Here is a 16,785-nt window from a genome sequence, read left to right on the forward strand (position 1 = left end):
GCACGTCGACGCTGTCGCCTGCCGCTGGTGTCGCGCAAGGCGAGGAGGTGGATTATGGAGATGTGGGAAGATCCTGCGGTGCTGGACCGCATCCTGGATTACCTCGACGCGCACCAGTTTCTGGCCAGTTTCACCAGTATGGGCGGGGTCGCCCTGCGGCAAGGCGCCCACTGCCACTGCAGCGAGCCCCGGCGTGTGGGGGACGATCTGGACCTGCGCTGTGAGGTGAGCTTCGAGGAACTCGTCGGCTACGGCGCCGCCGCAGCCCAGCGTCTGCGCCAGAGTGGCGAGGTGCATCTGCGCCTCGATGCTGCGGGACGGGTCAAGGACGCCTGGCTCTGTCGCCCCGATTCGTGCTGAACGGACTTTCGAGGCGGATGCCTCAGGGCATACTTTTTGCGCGCTTTGCCGTAGAATATTTCGGTAAAGGGCCGTGGGGCCCGGAACAGGGCAGTCGGTCATCGACTGGAGTGTGGGACTGCCTGCGAATCATCGACCGGGAGGTTGTGCGTCATGCTTTATCCGGAATTGTTCAAATCCCTTGAGGCCGCGCGCTGGAACATGGAAAAGGACATCCCCTGGGATGACTTCGACGCCGCGCTCATCACCGACGAACAATTGCAGACCATCAAGATGAACGCCATCACCGAGTGGTCGGCGCTGCCGGCGACGGAGATGTTCCTGCGGGACAATCGCGACGATTCCGATTTTTCCGCCTTCATGTCCATCTGGTTCTACGAGGAACAGAAGCACGCCCTGGTGCTCATGGAGTACCTGCGGCGCTTTGCGCCTCAGTACGTACCCACGGAAGAAGAGCTGCATCGCGTGCGTTTCGAATTCGATCCCGCTCCGGCCCTGGAGACCCTCATGCTCCACTTCTGCGGCGAGATCCGCCTGACCCATTGGTACAAGGCGGCGGCCCAGTGGCACACGGAGCCCGTCATCAAGGCCATCTACGAGACCTTGTCCAAGGACGAGGCGCGGCACGCCGGGATCTATCTCAAGTACATGCGGCGAGCCATCGATCGCATCGGCGACCAGGCCCGGCTGGCCTTCGCCAAGATCGGTGTACTGATGGCCAATACCAAGACCGCCAAGGCCCTGCATCCCACCAATCTGCACGTCAACAAGGATATGTACCCCCAGGACAGCGTGCAGAGCCATCTGCCCGATCCGGGTTGGCTGGAGCGCTGGCTCGATACCCAGATCCATTTCGACAGTATCTGGGAAGGTAAGGTGGTCAATGGCATCCTGCGCAATCTCTCGACCCTGCTGGATACCCCCATCCGCACGGCCAAGGACCTCAGTCGCTATCGCAAGGAGATGAGCACGCAGGCGCGGGACGGTCAGTTGGCTCCCAGTTGAGGCGCTCATTTCAGTCGTCGCCGTTTGGCGACGGAATTGCTCCGGTATCTCTGCTCGAGTGCCGGAAACTGCGGAAAAAAACCGACACTCTACCCCGAGAATGAAGGAACTTCGGGCTGTGGTACTGTCGGGTCTGATTCTTGCTTAAAGTCCGAAGAGCTCGACAGCGGTGTCGGTCGCTCAATCGTCCATGGAGAAGCGCAATGTTCCGTAAAATTTTTCTGGTGCTGTGTGTGGCCGGCCTCGCCGGCTGTGCCAACAATCCCTACGGTAGTCCCTATGGATACGGCTACGGCAATAACAGTGGCTTCAGCAACAATCCGACTACGGACACAGCGGCGGGAGCGGCCTTGGGCGCCGTTGCCGGTGCGGTGGTCGGTAATCAGACGGGCAGTCCGCTGGCTGGTGCGGCCATCGGCGCTGGGCTGGGTGGTCTTGCGGGCTACGCCATCTCCCGTCAGAGCCAGCAGTCCACACCCAACTGTCCTTCGGGCTACAACTGCACGCCGACCACGCCGCCGCCCAGTTGCCCGCCAGGCTATAGCTGCACTCCCAATTACTGAGCAAAGCTTGGCATTTTGAGGGAAGGCGCACACGACCCCCTGCCACCTTGGTCCAGTCTGGAGCTTGCTGCCCGTCTCCACTGGGCCCTCAGCCCCGAGCTTCCCGCCCCATATCGGCAAGCCCTGCTCAGGGAACAGTGGGTACAGACGCGCTGTTACTTTGCTCGGCGGGCCGACCTGACGCCCGCCGAGGTGGCGCACTTCTGCCAAGATCCCGACTACGTGGTGCGACTGTGCATGGCTAAGCGGCCGGATCTTTTGCCGGAGCAGGTGGAGTCCCTCTGTCGAGACAAGGATCCCAATGTGCGCTACGCCGTAGCACGCAATGCCTTGCTGACGCCAGAGCAACGCCAGCAGTTGCAGGAGGATGCCGACGAGCTCGTACGCCAAGCCGCGAAAAAAGGGCCGCGCGTGAGCCAGACGCGTTGCCGCCCGGGACAGGTGCCTTTGTACCGATAAGAGGGTACCTCCCCCATCGCTTAGCGACGCGTGGAGACTCCGGCCGTGGGCTCGCATCGTGCGCGTCCAGGGTGGCTCACAGATTTCTCCGTTGGAAGTTCGGAAGGCAGGCGCTATCCGACAGAAGATCTTCTTCAGGAAAACGTCATACTTGGGGGGGATCCGCGGTCCGGCGGAAAAAATAGGACGGGGTGCCGTGCTATGTTTGGTCGGGGCGAGAGGATTTGAACCTCCGACCACCTGAACCCCATTCAGGTGCGCTACCAGGCTGCGCTACGCCCCGCGAGTCCTGCACTCTACTTGGAACGGCCGTCGCCGTCAATCGCTCCCCGACAGAGCTGCAGCAGTTGCCCGAGCTCGTGCCGCAGAAATCGCAAGCGTTGTGGCCAGGGTGTCTTCTCGCTCGGACTCACAAGATCGTCCATTCCCAGACTGAGCTGATCCGGGTGGCTGCCAGCGTTCTCCTGGACGCGCGGTTCCTGCAAGCGATCTCGGGCGCCGTGGATGGTGTAGCCCTCGCCATAGAGCAGTTGCCGGATGGCACGGGCCAGGAGGAGGTCGTGTTTCTGATAGTAGCGGCGGTTGCCGCGTCTTTTGAGCGGGCGCAACTGCGGGAATTCCTGTTCCCAGTAGCGCAGTACGTGCGCCTTCACACCACAGAGTTGCGCCGCCTCACTGATGGAGAAGTAGCGTTTGTCGGGGATATCGGGCAGTGGTTCCAGCTTGCCCGTTTTAGCTTTGCTGCTCGGACCTGCCATTTACATAGGCCTTGAGCTTTTGGCTGGGGTGGAAGGTCACCACTCGGCGGGCGGTAATGGTGATTTCCACTCCCGTCTTCGGATTTCGGCCCGGACGGGGATTCTTTTCGCGCAGGGTGAAGTTGCCAAAGCCCGATAGCTTGACCTCTTCTCCGCGCGCCAGGGTTTCCCGGATGCTGTCAAAAAAGGATTCGACGATACCTTTGGCCTCACGTTTATTCAGGCCCATGGTATCGAAGAGCATATCTACGATCTCCGCTTTGGTCACCGCCATGTTTCACCCCTAGATGCGTAGCTGAATGGATCCCAGTGCCTGCAGTGCGGCGAGGATCCTCTCTAATTCGCCCTGTATCTCCGTCTCGGTGAGCGTTCGGTCGTCTTCCTGCAAGAGCAGTCCGACCCCGAGTCCGTAGTGTCCCGACGCCACCTGACTACCTTGATAGCGATCGAATATCCATAGTTCCCGCAAGGCGCTGCTGGCCGCCCCGCGTATCGTCCGCAGTACCTGGTCGGCGTTGATGTCCTCCGGTACCACCAAGGCCAGATCCCGACGTAGGGCAGGATAGGACGGGATGGGCCGGAACCGCGGAGTTTTGCTGTATGCGGCCAATCCTTCCATGTCTAGATAGAAGAGAAAGGCTGCCTTGTCCAGACCGTAGCTGTCCTGCCAGCGTGGGTGCAGTGCACCGATGCTACCCAAGAGCGACCCATCCAGCCAGAGGTCCGCAGACTGGCCGGGGTGCAGATTCGGGTTGCGGCTGCGCCGATATTCCAGATCCAGATTCTGCCAGTGACGGAGCAGACCTTCGACATCGCCGCGCATATCAAAGAAATCGCACCAAGGTGACGATCCCGACCAATGTTCTGGCAGGGTCGGGCCGTGTGTCACCCCGGCCAGATGCAGCCTTTGCTGAGAACCCCGGAAGATGCGGCCCATCTCAAAGAGACGTACCCGCTCTTGCTGGCGGTTGACGTTGAATTGCAGAGCCTGCAGCAGTCCGGGCCAAAGACTGCCGCGCATCACGCCCAGGTCAATGCTGAGGGGATTGCGCAGGGCGATGGGTGCCTCTTCCGGACAGAAACGCGCCTGGGCTTCTGCCGAGATAAAACTGTAGGTGATGGCCTCGTGATAGTCGCGAGCGATGAGAAAGGCACGCAGCGCCTCAAAACGCGGTTCCGCCGCGGGCGGTCGGGCCGTCAGCAGCCCCCGTGGCCGGCGCTGTGGCAGACGATCGTAGCCGTTGATTCGCGCGATCTCCTCGATGAGGTCTGCTTCGATGCGCAGATCGTGTCGATGACTGGGCGGCTGTACCCGCCAGTCCCCCTCCGCCTGAACTTCTACCATGCAACCCAGCGCCTCCAGAATCTCCCGAACGCGCTGGGCCGACGGTGCAAAGCCCAGGATGCGTTCGATCCGTCGGCTGCGTAGCGGAATCCATGGCAGATCGGGTTCTGCACCGGCAACTACGGCAGTCGCCAGCAGGGTAGTGGGAGCGTAGTCCGCCATGCTCTGCCACGTCGCCACGGCCGCCGGCTGACCCAGACGGAAGTCCACACCGCGCTCGAAGCGTGTGGCTGCTTCGGTCTGCAGGCTCAGACGTCGCGCTCGGCCCTGCACCGCATTGGCCCGAAAATACGCAGACTCCAGGACGATCCGGCGGGTATCGTCGTGCACCGCCGTGCGCTGTCCACCGATGATGCCCGCCAGCGCCACTGGCCCGTGGGCATCGGCAATGACGAGCATGTCCGGTTCCAGCATCAGGTCGCGCCCATCCAGGGCGTCCAGAACCTCGCCCGTTCGGGCCCAGCGCACGGTCAATCCGCCCTGGATGCGGTCGGCGTCGAAGGCGTGCATGGGCTGTCCCGTGGCCAGCATCTGCAGATTGAGCCAGTCCACCACCGGCGCCACCCGTCGTTGACCGCTGCGACGTAAACGTTCCCGCAGGACGTCGGGCAGGCGCGTAGGCAGGTCCTCCAGGAGCAGCGCGTGGTAGCGCGGACAGGCCTCGGCGGCGGTGGGCTCCACCGCGATCTGCAAGGCATCGCCCAGGGCCGCTGCCTGCGGCTGCTGCGGCCAGGCCGGGGTCTGGGGCTGCCAGGGACGCAGACGGCCAGCGCCCAGAGCGCAAAGGTCTCGAGCGATCCCCAGATAGGAGAAAGCATCGCCGCGATTGGGGGTGATGCCGAGGGTCAGGATCTCATCGTCCAGCCGCAGATAGGCGTGCAGTGCCTGACCCAGGGGGGCCTGCGGATCCAGTTCCAGCAGGCCGCTGCTGCCGTCGGCGAGATCCAGCTCGGCGGCAGAGCAGAGCATGCCTTCGGAACGCACACCGCGCAGCTCCGCTTCACGAATGGTGACGTTGCCGGGCAGCAGGGCTCCGGGCAGGGCAAGGGGCACCCGCTGGCCGGGATAGAGCCGGGGCGCGCCGCAGACGATCTGGCGTAGACGCCCGTCGCCACAGTCCACCTCCGCTACCCGCAGCTTCTCCGCCTGCGGGTGTGGCTGTACCGCGCGCACCACAGCGACGACGACGTCGGCAAGGCTCGGACCCGCGGGTTCGACGGCTTCCACCTCGATTCCGCCCATGGTGAGGGCATCGGCGAGACGCTGACTGCTCCAGTCGCTCTCCAGCCAGGCCTCGCGCAACCATTGGATACTGATCTGCATGGCGATCCTCAGGCAAACTGACGGAGAAAACGGATATCGTTTTCAAAGAAGAGCCGCAGATCGTTCACCCCATGACGCAGCATCGTCAAGCGCTCGACGCCAAGACCAAAGGCAAATCCCGCAAAGCGCTCGTTATCGACTCCCGCCATCTCCAGGACCGCCGGGTGGACCATACCGCAGCCCAAAACCTCCAGCCAGCCCGTCTGCTTGCACACGCGGCAGCCGCCGCCACCGCAGATGACACAGCCCACATCCACCTCCGCCGAGGGTTCGGTGAACGGAAAATAGGACGGCCGAAAGCGTACCGGCAGGTCGCTACGATTGAAGAAGGCCTGCAGAAAGTCTGCCAGGAGCCCACGCAGGTCGGCAAAATTGACGGATTCGTCCAGGAACAAGCCTTCCACCTGATGGAACATCGGGGTGTGGGTAAGATCCGAGTCACGTCGATAGACTCGCCCTGTGGCGATCATGCGCAGAGGCGGTTCGTGCGACTCCAGATAACGTATCTGCACCGGTGAGGTGTGGGTGCGCAGGACGTGGGTGTCGTCCAGATAGAAGGTATCGTGCATGGCCCGCGCCGGGTGATCCGCGGGGATGTTGAGGGCTGTGAAGTTGTGGAAGTCGTCCTCTATCTCGGGACCATCGGCCACCTCGAAACCCAGATGGCCGAAGAATTCCTCGATCCATAGCAGCGTTTGTCGGATGGGGTGCAGACTGCCATGCTGCACGGCGCGTCCTGGCAGGGTGATATCGACGCTCTCGGCGTTGAGACGTTCTGCCAGGGCTTGGCTCTCCAGTACCTTCCGACGTGCCTCAAGCCAATCTTGGACTTCGCCTTTGAGCCGATTCAGCCTCTGCCCCGCCTCGCGTCGTGCCTCGGGCTCGAGCTTGGCCAAGGACTGTATGGCCTGGGTGAGCACACCCTTCTTGCCCAGATAGTGCACGCGCAGGGCTTCCAGCGCCCGCAGGTCGGGAGCCCCGGCAATACGGTCTGCGATCTCCGTGGAGGAGGCCATGGAACTCTCGGTATCAGCCATAGCCTCGTCCCCGTTCAGGCCGCGGCGCTGTGCTGTTCCTTGGCCAACTCCACCAAGCGCGAGAAGGCGACCTTATCACGTACGGCGATATCGGCCAGCACCTTGCGGTCCAGCTGCACGCCGGCGCGCAGGAGGCCATTCATGAAGCGACTGTAGCTCATGCCTTCGGCCCGTGCTGCGGCATTGATGCGGACGATCCACAGGCTGCGGAAATCGCGCTTCTTGGTCCGCCGATCCCGATATTCATAGGTCAGCGCTTTCATCACCGCCTGATGGGCGATGCGATAGTTGCTCTTGCGTTGGCCGCGGAAACCCTTGGCACGATTCAGCACCTTCTTGTGCCGAGCGTGGGCCGTGACGCCCCGTTTTACTCTTGGCATGACTCAACTCCTCTCAACATGGATGCCTCGGGGGCACCCCAGCCCATCAGCCGTAGGGTAACATCCGCCGCAGGGCGGCCTGATCGCTGCCGGAAGTCACCATGGTGTGGCGCAGGTGACGTTTACGCTTGGTGCTCTTCTTGGTCAGGATGTGATTCAAGAACGCCTGACGATGCTTGAACTTGCCGGAGCCGGTGCGCTTGAAGCGCTTGGCGGCCCCACGATTGGTCTTCATTTTTGGCACGATACTCTCCTATTTCTTCCGTGGCGCGATCACCATCACCATCTGCCGACCTTCCATCCGTGGTCGTTGTTCAACCACCCCTATTTCCAGCAAATCTTTTTCCACACGATTGAGCACTTCCATACCCAACTCGGGGTGGGTCATCTCGCGACCGCGAAAACGCAGGGTGATCTTGACTCGGTCCCCGTCCTCCAGGAAGCGCACGATGTTGCGCAGCTTGATCTGGTAGTCGGCGTCGTCGGTACGCGGCCGAAACTTGATCTCCTTGACCTGGCTCTGCTTCTGCTTGCGCCGCGCCTCATGCTGCCGCTTGCTTTCCTGAAAACGGAACTTTCCGTAATCCATGATCCGGCAGACGGGCGGGTTGGCCTGCGGAGCGATTTCCACCAGATCCAGTTCCGCCGATTCTGCTGCCGCGAGTGCCTCGAACAGAGACACGATACCCAATTGATCCCCTTCGACGCCAATGAGACGGACCTTTGGGGCCGTGATCTCCCGATTGACGTTGACCTCTTTTTCCGTCGCGATAGTCCTACCCTCCCCCTAGCCCTGCCAATCGAGGGCGTTTTGACGGCTCTCGTCCATTGCCTTCAGCTTGGCGACCAGATCTGCAAGCTTGAGGCTCCCCAGATCCGTGCCGTCGCGACTGCGCACCGCCACTTCACCCGCCGCCTTTTCGCGTTCACCCACGACGGCAAGGAAGGGAACTCGGCGCAAAGTGTGGGCGCGTATTTTATAGCCGATCTTCTCATTTCTCAAGTCCGATTCAACCCTTAGGCCTGCACTGGCGAGGCTGGACTGAACCGTCTGGGCGTAGTCGGCCTGGTGCTCGCTGATGGGCAGGACGACGACCTGGGTAGGTGCAAGCCACAGGGGGAATTTGCCCTCATAGTGTTCGATGAGCACCCCGAAGAAGCGCTCTATGGAGCCGAAGATGGCGCGATGAACCATGATCGGGGTCTGGCGACTGCCATCTTCATCCACGTATTCCATGGCAAAGCGCTGAGGCAGATTGAAATCCAGCTGGATGGTGCTGCATTGCCACTTGCGGCCGATGGCATCCTCGATCTTGAGATCGATCTTGGGGCCATAGAAGGCACCGCCGCCGGCGTCGACCCGATACTCCAGGCCAGCGCGGTCCAGGGCCCCCTCGAGCGCACGGGTCGCCGTCTCCCAGATGTCGTCGCTGCCGACGGAGTGTTCGGGGCGGGTAGAGAGATGAATCTCATAGCGATCAAAGCCGAAGGTGCCAAGGATGTCTTGAGTGAGGGTCAGGACGCCCGCGATCTCTTCCTCGATCTGGTCCGGGCGACAGAAGATGTGGGCATCGTCTTGGGTAAAGCCGCGCACCCGCATGAGGCCGTGGAGAGCCCCGGACATCTCGTGGCGGTACACCGTTCCCAATTCCGCCCAGCGAATGGGCAGGTCGCGGTAAGAGCGCAACTTGTCCTTGTAGATCAGGATGTGGAAAGGGCAGTTCATGGGCTTCAGCTGGTAGGGCTGACCCTCGTCTTCCATGGCCTGAAACATGGAGTCGGCGTAAAAATCCTTGTGCCCCGAGGTAAACCAGAGCTGTTCGTGGGCGATGTGGGGGGTATAGAGCAGCGCGTAACCGCCCTGAAGGTGAGCCTCGCGCCAATAATCTTCGATGACTTTGCGTATCTGGGCTCCCTGGGGGTGCCAGAAGACCAGACCGCCGCCGGCATCCTCCTGGATGGAGAACAGTTCCAGTTCCCGCCCGATGCGGCGATGATCACGCCGCTCCGCCTCAGCCATCTGGGCGAGGTATGCGTCCAGGTCCTTTTGGCTCGCCCAGGCGGTACCGTAGATGCGCTGCAGCATGGGGTTGCGGGCATCGCCCCGCCAATAGGCGCCGGCCACCCGCAGCAGTTTGAAGGCCCCGAGTACCCCGGTGCGCGGCACGTGGGGCCCGCGGCAGAGATCGACGAAGTCGCCCTGATGATAGAGGGTCAAGGTTTCCTCAGCCGGGATATCGCGGATGATCTGGACCTTGTACTCTTCACCCATGTTCGCGAAGCGGGCGATGGCCTCTTCTCGAGAGACCTCCTCACGCTGCACGGGCAGATCCGCCCGCACCAGCTCCCGCATGCGCTTTTCGATGGCTTCGAGGTCTTCCGGTGTGAAACCGCGTGCATAGGCAAAATCGTAATAGAAACCGTTGTCGATGACCGGCCCGATGGTGACCTGGGCCTCCGGGAACAGATCCTGTACCGCCTGGGCCAGAAGGTGCGCGGTGGAGTGGCGCAGAATCTCGAGACCCTCGGGCGCATCCTTGGTGACGATGTGAACCTCGGCATCGGCCGTAATGGGTCGAGAAAGGTCCTGCAGCTGCCCGTTCACACGCATGGCCACGGCCGCCTTGGCCAGGCCCTTGCCAATACTCTCCGCCAGCTCCATACCTGTGACGGTGGCCGGGAACGACCGTACCGTGCCGTCGGGTAAGCGTATGTCGGGCATGCTGCCTCCAAAGAAAAAGCACCAGCGAGGAAAGCCTCCTGGTGCGGGCCCTTCTGATGCCGAATGTGGTAGGCACGGGCGGTTTCGAACCGCCGACCTCTACCGTGTCAAGGTAGCGCTCTCCCCCTGAGCTACGCGCCTGGAGAGCGCGAAGATAGCAAGCTGTCCCTGCTCCGTCAAGATTTTCTCAACAGGGGCAGGACATTGAAGCGCCAGATGAAGCCCGGGATGGCAAAGACCGCGAACATGCACAGGGCGATGACGTAGAACTCCCAGCCCTGGGGACTGAGCTGGCCGTCCAGTTTCCATTCCATACCCATCCCGATGAGTCCCGCCAAGAAATACATGGCCAGCCATTCGCCGAGGTACCAGACCAGGGACTTTTCTCCCGGCGGACCGACGATGAAGCGGCGCGAGCTCAGCCAGGGCAGATTGGCGGCCAGGAAGGCAATGAGGATGTAGATCAGCGACCAGTGCTGCAAAGACATCACAGGACTCCTTGAAGGGCATGGAAACAGGTGGCGAGCAAGGCCCCCGGCAGTATTCCAAGCAACAAGAGTGCCACACTGTTGACACTGAGTACGGCGCTGGCCAGGCCATCCCGAGCAAGCTGCGGGGCATTCTCCGGGACGGGGTCAAAATACATGACCTTGACCACACGCAGGTAATAGAAAGCGCCAACCACAGCCATCAGGATCGCAAAGACCGCCAGGGGTACATAGCCCGCCTGCACGAGAGCCTGGAAGACGGCAAGTTTGGCCGTGAAGCCCACCGTGGGCGGCACCCCGGCCATGGAGAACATGATGATGAGCATGAGCAGGGCATACCAGGGCCGACGCTGGGCGAGGCCGGCGAAATCGGCAATGTTCTCGGCCTCGAAGCCTTCTCGACTGAGCAGCAGTATCATGCCGAAACCCGCCGCCGCCATCAGTGCATAGACCAGCACGTAATAAAAGGCGCTGGCCAACCCATTGGCGTTGCCGGCGACGATGCCCAGAGACAGGAATCCGACGTTGCTGACGGTGGAGTAGGCGAGCATGCGCTTGAGATTACTCTGAGCAATGGCGACCACGTTACCGATGAGCAGGGAAGCGATGGCCAGGGCTACGAAAATCTGCTGCCAGATCTCGACCGCGCCGGCATTGCCCTGCGCCAGGATGCGGATGACCAAGGCAAAGGCGGCCACCTTCGGGGCCGTGGCCATGAACAGGGTCATGACCGTCGGTGCACCCTGGTAGGCGTCGGGAATCCACATGTGAAAGGGAGCGGCACCGAGCTTGAAGGCGATACCCGCCACCACAAAGACCAGAGCCATGGTCAACACGAAGTTGTCGGCACCGACATTGACGAGACCCTGCGCAATCTGGGCGATGTCGAGGCTTCCCGTCAGTCCATAGAGCAGCGACATACCGTACAACAGCAGGCCCGAGGCCAGGGCTCCAAGGATGAAGTATTTCAGCGCCGCTTCCACGGCCCGCGGATTGTCCCGCTGCAGGGCAACCAGGGCGTACTGGCTCAAGGCCAGCAGCTCAAGGCCCAGATACAGGGTCAGGAGATTTCCCCCAGAGATCATGATCATGCTGCCCAGCAGGGCAAAAAGCAGGAGGACGAAGACCTCGCCGCGGTACAGGCCGCGTTCGCGCAGATAGCGCGGCGAGTACAGAAGCACCAAGAGGCTCAGCAGCTCCACCGACAGTTCGGCGACGATGGTGAAGGGATCGAGGAGCAACTGGCCGGCAAAGCTGGAGCCACTGAGACCCCATTGTGCCGTGGTCAGCAGCATGGCTCCCAGAATCGTCACGACGCTCAGCACCGGCGCCAGGTGTGGACTGCGATGTCCCCAGAACAGGTCGACCAACAAGACCGCGCAAGCCATGACCAGAACCCAGATTTCCGGGATGGCAAAGGTCCAATGGTGCATGAGGGTGGGCATCGAGAGCTCCTTCAACCGGGAATCTTGCTGGCGGCCACCTGCGTCAGCAGATGCTGGACAGAGGTGTGGACGATGTCGAGAAAAGGCGCCGGCCAAACGCCCATGAGCAGGGTGAGCACCGCCAGTGACCCCAGCACCAGGAACTCCTGTGCATTGAGATCGGTCAGCGCGGCGACCTCGCGATGAATGACACCGCCGAACATGACCCGCTTGAAGAGCCAGAGGGTATAGCCGGCGCCCGTGATCAGACCGGTCGCGGCGATGATGGCAGCCCATGGGTTGACCTGATAGGTGCCCAGTACCACCATGAATTCACCCACAAAGCCCGAAGTACCCGGCAGGCCCACGTTGCCCATGGCAAAGAGCATCATGAAGCTGGCAAAGATCGGCATGACGTTAGCCACGCCGCCATAGGCATGGATATCGCGAGTGTGCATGCGATCGTAGAGCACGCCGATGCAGAGGAACATGGCCGCACTGATGAAGCCGTGGGATAGCATCTGGATGATGCCCCCTTCCACGGCCGTGGCATCGAAAACGAAGAAGCCGAGAGTGACGAAGCCCATGTGGGCGATAGAGGAATAGGCCACCAGTTTCTTCATGTCCTGCTGGACGATGGCCACCAACGCGATATAGACGATGGCGATGAGGGACAGGAGGATCATCAGCCAGGCCAGATGGTGACTGGCGTCGGGGGTGATGGGCAGGCTCAGTCGCAGGAAACCATAGGCACCCATCTTCAGCATCACGGCGGCAAGGATGACCGAGCCCGCGGTGGGTGCCTCGACGTGGGCATCGGGCAACCAGGTGTGCACGGGCCACATGGGGATCTTCACCGCAAAGGCCAGGAAAAAAGCGAGAAAGATCCAGGTCTGGGCGGCCAGACCCAAGGGCGTGTTCTGGAAGGTGAGCAGATTGAAACTGCCACCGCTGTGAAAATGCAGGTACAGGAGGGCCACCAGCATCAGCACCGAGCCCAGAAAGGTATACAGAAAGAACTTGATGGTGGCGTAGACCCGCCGCGGACCACCCCAGACCCCGATGATGAGGAACATGGGGATAAGGGTGGCCTCCCAGAAAAAGTAGAAGAGGATGGCATCCAGAGCGCAGAACACCCCGATCATCAGGCCATCCATGATCAGGAAGGCCCCCAGAAACTGCGCAAGGCGCCGATGCACGTTGGTCCAGGAGCTGATCACCACGAGGATGGTAAGAAAGCTGGTGAGCAACACAAACCACAGGGAAATGCCGTCCACCCCCAGGTGATAATCGATGTTCAGGGAGGGAATCCAGGGCACCCGCTCCACAAACTGCATGGCGGCGGTGTGGGTGTCGAAGCCCGCCAGGAGCTCCAGGGTGATGACAAAGGTCACCGTGGAGCCCAGCAGGGCCAGCCATTTGACCAGGGTGGTGCGGCGGTCGCCCACCGCCAGTACCAGGACGCCGAAGGCGATGGGCACCCAGATGGATTGACTCAACAAAGCTTGGGTCCCCACGTCTTAGCCCCTCCAGATCATGAAATAGCTCATGAACAGGACCAGGCCGATGATCATGGCAAAAGCGTAGTGGTAGATGTAACCGCTCTGCAGGCGACGCCAGGACAGGGCGGCGCGACCGATCTCCCGGGCCGAGCCGTTCACAAACCAGCCATCGATCACCCGTTCATCTCCCTGGTGCCAGAAGCGCCGCCCGAACCAGAGCGCCAGAGGTACCAGGATACCGTTGTTGAAGGCGTCGAAACCGTATTTCTGACGCAGGATCCAGGAGAAGGGCGTCAGGATGCGGCTGAGACTCGCCGGTACACCGCCGCGCCAGGCATAGAAATAGGCCGCCAGGGCAATACCCAGCAGGGCCAGCCAGAAAGGCCAGGCCGTCAGACCCTCGAGCACGAAGGCCGAGGCGCCCTGCCAGTGCGCGGAGATCTCCGCCACGGTGTCCAGACTCGGCCGAATGGTCAAGGAGCTGTCGAGAAAGTGCCCGAGCCCCACCGGCCCGATGTAGGCCCAGCCGGCGTAGACCGCCGGCACACTGAGGGCGAGCAGGGGCAGGGTGATGACCCAGGGCGATTCGTGCAGGTGTGCCCGGGTATGTTCGTCCATCCGCGGCGCACCGTGGAAGACCAGAAAGAACATGCGAAAAGTGTACAAGGCCGTAACCACTACCCCCAGGATGAGGAAGACGTGGGCCCAGCCAGCGCCGGGGATCCGGGACAGACCCACGGCCTCGATGATGAGATCCTTGCTGAAGAAGCCGGAGAAGGGCGGTATACCCGCCAGTGCCAGGCTGCCGATCAGGAAAGTGAGGTAGGTGATGGGCATGTAGCGGCGCAGACCCCCCATCTTGCGGATATCCTGTTCGTTGGCCATGGCGTGGATGACCGAGCCTGCGGCCAGAAAGAGCAGTGCCTTGAAGAAGGCGTGGGTCATCAGATGAAAGATGGCCGCCGAGAAGGCCGAGGCCCCGAGTGCCGCCGTCATATAGCCCAACTGCGACAGAGTGGAGTAGGCGATGATGCGTTTGATGTCGTTCTGCACGAGACCGATAAGCCCCATGGACAGGGCGGTGATGGCGCCGATGAGAAGAATGACGGAGAGCGCCGTGGTGGACGCCTCATAGATGGGCGACATCCGCGCCACCATGAAGATACCGGCCGTCACCATGGTGGCGGCGTGGATCAAGGCAGAGATGGGGGTTGGACCTTCCATGGATTCCGGCAGCCACACGTGCAGCGGCACCTGAGCCGACTTACCCATGGCGCCGATGAAGAGCAGAATGGCGATCCAGGTCAGTACCGACCAATGGTGGCCGGGAAGGATCTCCACCGTCTGGCCCACGAGACTGGGGACCGCGGCGAAGACGGTGCGATAGTCGAGGCTGCCGCAATAGTGATAGACGGCGGCAATTCCCAGGAGAAAACCGAAGTCGCCCACACGGTTGACCAGAAAAGCCTTGAGCGCCGCCTGATTGGCGCTCTCGCGGTTGAACCAGAAACCGATGAGCAGATAGGAGACGAGTCCCACCGCTTCCCAACCGAAGAAGAGCTGCAGGAAGTTGTTGCTCATCACCAGCATCAACATGCTGAAGGTGAACAGGGCGATGTAGCTGAAAAAGCGCGCATAGCCTGGGTCGCCGTGCATGTAGCCGATGGTGTAGATGTGCACGCACAAAGACACGAAGGTCACCACCACCAGCATTAGCGCCGTAAGACTGTCGATATCAAAACCAATGGAAACGGGCAGATTCCCGAGCACACCCCAGGTATAGACATTGCCGTAAAAGCCGATGCCCTGAGTGCTCTGCCAAAGGACGTGCAGCGACAGGAAAAAAGACAAGGCGACGCCGAGAATGGGAAACCAGTGGGCCCGTTCCTGCAACTTCCAACCGAGAAGACCGGCGATCAAAGCGCCTGCGAGCGGGGCGAGCGGGATCAGAAGATAGACAAAGAGAGGGTTGAGCCCATGCAGCCATTGGAAAATCCACATACTAGCCCCGTAATTCGTCGATGTCGTCTACGTTGATGCTGTGACGCTTGCGGAAGTACACCACCAGGATAGCCAGACCGATGGCCGCCTCGGCCGCGGCTACCGTCAGGATGAAGAACACGAAGATCTGTCCTTCGAGATTGCCGAGATAGCGGGAAAAAGCCACGAAATTGATATTCACGGCGAGCAGCAGGATCTCGATGGCCATGAGCAGGATGATGACATTCTTGCGATTGAGAAAAATACCGACCACACCGATGGAAAAGAGCAGGGCGCCCAGTATCAGCCAGGCCGCAAGGGTGGGCTGGCCACTCATGGCCGCGGCCTCCGCAAGTCCACGAGGCGCAGTCGCTCGCTGACCTTCACCGCCAGCTGGCGACCGATATCCTGGGTCTTGCTCTGGGGCCGCCGCCGCAGAGTCAGGGCAATGGCGGCAATGATGGCGATGAGCAGGATCACGGCGGCGATCTCAAAGGGATACAGATAGTGCGTGTAGAGCAGTTCGCCCAGAGCCCGGGTGTTGTCCGCGTCGGCCGGCACGGCCCCGGGGGCGGGGATGTGCCCCAGGGGCGCGGTCCAGAACACGGCGGCGAGCTCCAGCACCCCCAGGATGGCCACCGCAAGCCCCAAGGGCAGGTAGTGCAGAAAGCCCTCCTGCAGGCGCGCGAGATTGATGTCCAGCATCATCACCACGAACAGGAAAAGCACCATCACCGCGCCCACGTAGACGAGGATCAGGATCAGGCCGAGAAACTCCGCCCCCAGAAGCAGAAACAGCGCCGCGGCGTTGAAGAAGGCCAGCACCAGATACAGGCTGGCGTAAACCGGATTGCGGGCGGTGATGACCAACAGCGCCGACAGCAGCAGAACGGCCGAAAACACATAGAAAAGCAGGGACGTTACCGACATCCGCCCACTCCCTCAGCGGTAGGGGCGGTCAGCCGCCCGATCTTCGGCCAGCTGCCGTTCCAGACGGTCGCCGTTGGCCAGCAGCCGATCCTTGTTGTAGAGGAGTTCCGAGCGTGTCTCGGCATGATAGTCCAGGACCCGGCTCTCGACGATGGAGTCCACGGGACAGGATTCCTCGCACAGCCCGCAGAAGATGCACTTACTGAGGTCGATGTCGTAGACCGTGGTACGGCGGGTACCGTCGGCGCGTTCCTCGCCACGGATGGTGATGGCCAAGGCCGGACAGACCGCCTCACAGAGCTTGCAGGAGATGCAGCGCTCCTCGCCGTTCTCGTAGCGCCGCAGCGCGTGCAGCCCCCGAAACCGGGGTGATTGCGGCGTTCTCTCCTCGGGATACTGCACCGTGAACTTGCGGCCGAAGAAATAGCGCCCGGTCAGCTGCATGCCACGCAGGAGCTCGGTCAGGAAAAAGCTTTGGAACCACTGTTTGGGACGTATCTGCATGGTGG

At 61.5% G+C, this 16,785-nt stretch carries 19 protein-coding genes and 2 tRNA genes; 4 read left to right on the forward strand and 17 right to left on the reverse strand.

Annotated features, from left to right (window positions below; genetic code table 11):
- The first annotated feature begins 54 nt into the window (after positions 1-54).
- The 4 genes from Q0C23_RS05500 to Q0C23_RS05515 all read left to right on the forward strand — a co-directional run bounded on the left by Q0C23_RS05500 (position 55) and on the right by Q0C23_RS05515 (position 2,387).
- Positions 55-360, forward strand: a complete 306-nt coding sequence (locus tag Q0C23_RS05500) for a hypothetical protein (RefSeq protein WP_291511382.1) — start codon at positions 55-57, stop codon at positions 358-360.
- Between the two features lie 153 nt (positions 361-513).
- The gene (locus tag Q0C23_RS05505) at positions 514-1,365 is read left to right on the forward strand and encodes a ferritin-like domain-containing protein (RefSeq protein WP_291511383.1); all 852 of its coding nucleotides are present in this window, start codon (positions 514-516) and stop codon (positions 1,363-1,365) included.
- A 203-nt stretch (positions 1,366-1,568) separates the two neighbouring features.
- Entirely contained in the window at positions 1,569-1,928 is a 360-nt protein-coding gene (locus Q0C23_RS05510; protein WP_291511384.1) for a glycine zipper domain-containing protein, read from the forward strand.
- Between the two features lie 15 nt (positions 1,929-1,943).
- Positions 1,944-2,387, forward strand: coding sequence for a HEAT repeat domain-containing protein (locus tag Q0C23_RS05515; RefSeq protein ID WP_291511385.1), 444 nt, complete (start codon positions 1,944-1,946; stop codon positions 2,385-2,387).
- A gap of 206 nt (positions 2,388-2,593) precedes the next feature.
- On the opposite strand, the gene Q0C23_RS05520 is transcribed toward Q0C23_RS05515, so the two are convergent.
- The 17 genes from Q0C23_RS05520 to nuoI form a co-directional block, all read right to left on the reverse strand.
- Positions 2,594-2,670: transfer RNA gene (locus tag Q0C23_RS05520), tRNA-Pro, on the reverse strand.
- Between the two features lie 13 nt (positions 2,671-2,683).
- Positions 2,684-3,145 (reverse strand): MerR family transcriptional regulator, encoded by a 462-nt coding sequence (locus Q0C23_RS05525; protein ID WP_291511386.1) that lies wholly within the window; start codon positions 3,143-3,145, stop codon positions 2,684-2,686.
- Complete coding sequence (locus Q0C23_RS05530; RefSeq protein WP_291511387.1) at positions 3,120-3,419, reverse strand: integration host factor subunit alpha; 300 nt, start codon at positions 3,417-3,419, stop codon at positions 3,120-3,122. The genes Q0C23_RS05525 and Q0C23_RS05530 overlap by 26 nt, the downstream gene beginning before the upstream one ends.
- A gap of 9 nt (positions 3,420-3,428) precedes the next feature.
- Positions 3,429-5,813 (reverse strand): phenylalanine--tRNA ligase subunit beta, encoded by a 2,385-nt coding sequence (pheT, locus tag Q0C23_RS05535; protein ID WP_291511388.1) that lies wholly within the window; start codon positions 5,811-5,813, stop codon positions 3,429-3,431.
- Positions 5,814-5,821: 8 nt separating this feature from the next.
- A complete protein-coding gene (pheS, locus tag Q0C23_RS05540; protein ID WP_367273186.1) occupies positions 5,822-6,829 on the reverse strand; it encodes a phenylalanine--tRNA ligase subunit alpha in 1,008 nt (335 codons plus the stop codon).
- A 35-nt stretch (positions 6,830-6,864) separates the two neighbouring features.
- Positions 6,865-7,230, reverse strand: coding sequence for a 50S ribosomal protein L20 (gene rplT, locus Q0C23_RS05545; protein WP_291511390.1), 366 nt, complete (start codon positions 7,228-7,230; stop codon positions 6,865-6,867).
- 46 nt (positions 7,231-7,276) lie between these two features.
- Positions 7,277-7,474, reverse strand: a complete 198-nt coding sequence (rpmI, locus tag Q0C23_RS05550; RefSeq protein WP_291511391.1) for a 50S ribosomal protein L35 — start codon at positions 7,472-7,474, stop codon at positions 7,277-7,279.
- Positions 7,475-7,483: 9 nt separating this feature from the next.
- A complete protein-coding gene (gene infC / locus Q0C23_RS05555; protein WP_291511476.1) occupies positions 7,484-8,002 on the reverse strand; it encodes a translation initiation factor IF-3 in 519 nt (172 codons plus the stop codon).
- Between the two features lie 15 nt (positions 8,003-8,017).
- Complete coding sequence (thrS, locus tag Q0C23_RS05560) at positions 8,018-9,952, reverse strand: threonine--tRNA ligase (protein ID WP_291511392.1); 1,935 nt, start codon at positions 9,950-9,952, stop codon at positions 8,018-8,020.
- Between the two features lie 66 nt (positions 9,953-10,018).
- Positions 10,019-10,093 (reverse strand) — tRNA-Val (locus Q0C23_RS05565).
- Positions 10,094-10,128: 35 nt separating this feature from the next.
- Positions 10,129-10,440, reverse strand: a complete 312-nt coding sequence (locus Q0C23_RS05570) for a DUF2818 family protein (protein WP_291511393.1) — start codon at positions 10,438-10,440, stop codon at positions 10,129-10,131.
- The gene (gene nuoN / locus Q0C23_RS05575; protein ID WP_291511394.1) at positions 10,440-11,885 is read right to left on the reverse strand and encodes an NADH-quinone oxidoreductase subunit NuoN; all 1,446 of its coding nucleotides are present in this window, start codon (positions 11,883-11,885) and stop codon (positions 10,440-10,442) included. The genes Q0C23_RS05570 and nuoN overlap by 1 nt, the downstream gene beginning before the upstream one ends.
- A gap of 11 nt (positions 11,886-11,896) precedes the next feature.
- Positions 11,897-13,381, reverse strand: a complete 1,485-nt coding sequence (locus Q0C23_RS05580; protein WP_291511395.1) for an NADH-quinone oxidoreductase subunit M — start codon at positions 13,379-13,381, stop codon at positions 11,897-11,899.
- A 3-nt stretch (positions 13,382-13,384) separates the two neighbouring features.
- Positions 13,385-15,367 (reverse strand): NADH-quinone oxidoreductase subunit L, encoded by a 1,983-nt coding sequence (gene nuoL, locus Q0C23_RS05585; RefSeq protein ID WP_291511396.1) that lies wholly within the window; start codon positions 15,365-15,367, stop codon positions 13,385-13,387.
- Position 15,368: 1 nt separating this feature from the next.
- Positions 15,369-15,683, reverse strand: coding sequence for an NADH-quinone oxidoreductase subunit NuoK (gene nuoK / locus Q0C23_RS05590; protein ID WP_004868938.1), 315 nt, complete (start codon positions 15,681-15,683; stop codon positions 15,369-15,371).
- A complete protein-coding gene (locus Q0C23_RS05595) occupies positions 15,680-16,276 on the reverse strand; it encodes an NADH-quinone oxidoreductase subunit J (RefSeq protein WP_291511397.1) in 597 nt (198 codons plus the stop codon). The genes nuoK and Q0C23_RS05595 overlap by 4 nt, the downstream gene beginning before the upstream one ends.
- Before the next feature lie 12 nt (positions 16,277-16,288).
- Positions 16,289-16,780: an NADH-quinone oxidoreductase subunit NuoI gene (gene nuoI, locus Q0C23_RS05600; RefSeq protein WP_291511398.1), complete on the reverse strand. Its 492-nt coding sequence runs from the start codon at positions 16,778-16,780 to the stop codon at positions 16,289-16,291.
- Positions 16,781-16,785 lie beyond the last annotated feature (5 nt).

Origin of the sequence: Acidithiobacillus sp., assembly GCF_023256195.1 — a bacterium.
Lineage (GTDB): Bacteria > Pseudomonadota > Gammaproteobacteria > Acidithiobacillales > Acidithiobacillaceae > Acidithiobacillus_A.

Bases quoted from the DNA above. Each gene is read 5' to 3' on its own strand.
- Q0C23_RS05500 (WP_291511382.1), top strand. From the start codon at position 55: ATGGAGATGTGGGAAGATCCTGCGGTGCTGGACCGCATCCTGGATTAC.
- Q0C23_RS05505 (WP_291511383.1), top strand. From the start codon at position 514: ATGCTTTATCCGGAATTGTTCAAATCCCTTGAGGCCGCGCGCTGGAAC.
- Q0C23_RS05510 (WP_291511384.1), top strand. From the start codon at position 1,569: ATGTTCCGTAAAATTTTTCTGGTGCTGTGTGTGGCCGGCCTCGCCGGC.
- Q0C23_RS05525 (WP_291511386.1), bottom strand. From the start codon at position 3,145: ATGGCAGGTCCGAGCAGCAAAGCTAAAACGGGCAAGCTGGAACCACTG.
- Q0C23_RS05530 (WP_291511387.1), bottom strand. From the start codon at position 3,419: ATGGCGGTGACCAAAGCGGAGATCGTAGATATGCTCTTCGATACCATG.
- pheT (WP_291511388.1), bottom strand. From the start codon at position 5,813: ATGCAGATCAGTATCCAATGGTTGCGCGAGGCCTGGCTGGAGAGCGAC.
- pheS (WP_367273186.1), bottom strand. From the start codon at position 6,829: ATGGCCTCCTCCACGGAGATCGCAGACCGTATTGCCGGGGCTCCCGAC.
- rplT (WP_291511390.1), bottom strand. From the start codon at position 7,230: ATGCCAAGAGTAAAACGGGGCGTCACGGCCCACGCTCGGCACAAGAAG.
- thrS (WP_291511392.1), bottom strand. From the start codon at position 9,952: ATGCCCGACATACGCTTACCCGACGGCACGGTACGGTCGTTCCCGGCC.
- Q0C23_RS05570 (WP_291511393.1), bottom strand. From the start codon at position 10,440: ATGTCTTTGCAGCACTGGTCGCTGATCTACATCCTCATTGCCTTCCTG.
- nuoN (WP_291511394.1), bottom strand. From the start codon at position 11,885: ATGCCCACCCTCATGCACCATTGGACCTTTGCCATCCCGGAAATCTGG.
- nuoL (WP_291511396.1), bottom strand. From the start codon at position 15,367: ATGTGGATTTTCCAATGGCTGCATGGGCTCAACCCTCTCTTTGTCTAT.
- nuoK (WP_004868938.1), bottom strand. From the start codon at position 15,683: ATGAGTGGCCAGCCCACCCTTGCGGCCTGGCTGATACTGGGCGCCCTG.
- Q0C23_RS05595 (WP_291511397.1), bottom strand. From the start codon at position 16,276: ATGTCGGTAACGTCCCTGCTTTTCTATGTGTTTTCGGCCGTTCTGCTG.
- nuoI (WP_291511398.1), bottom strand. From the start codon at position 16,780: ATGCAGATACGTCCCAAACAGTGGTTCCAAAGCTTTTTCCTGACCGAG.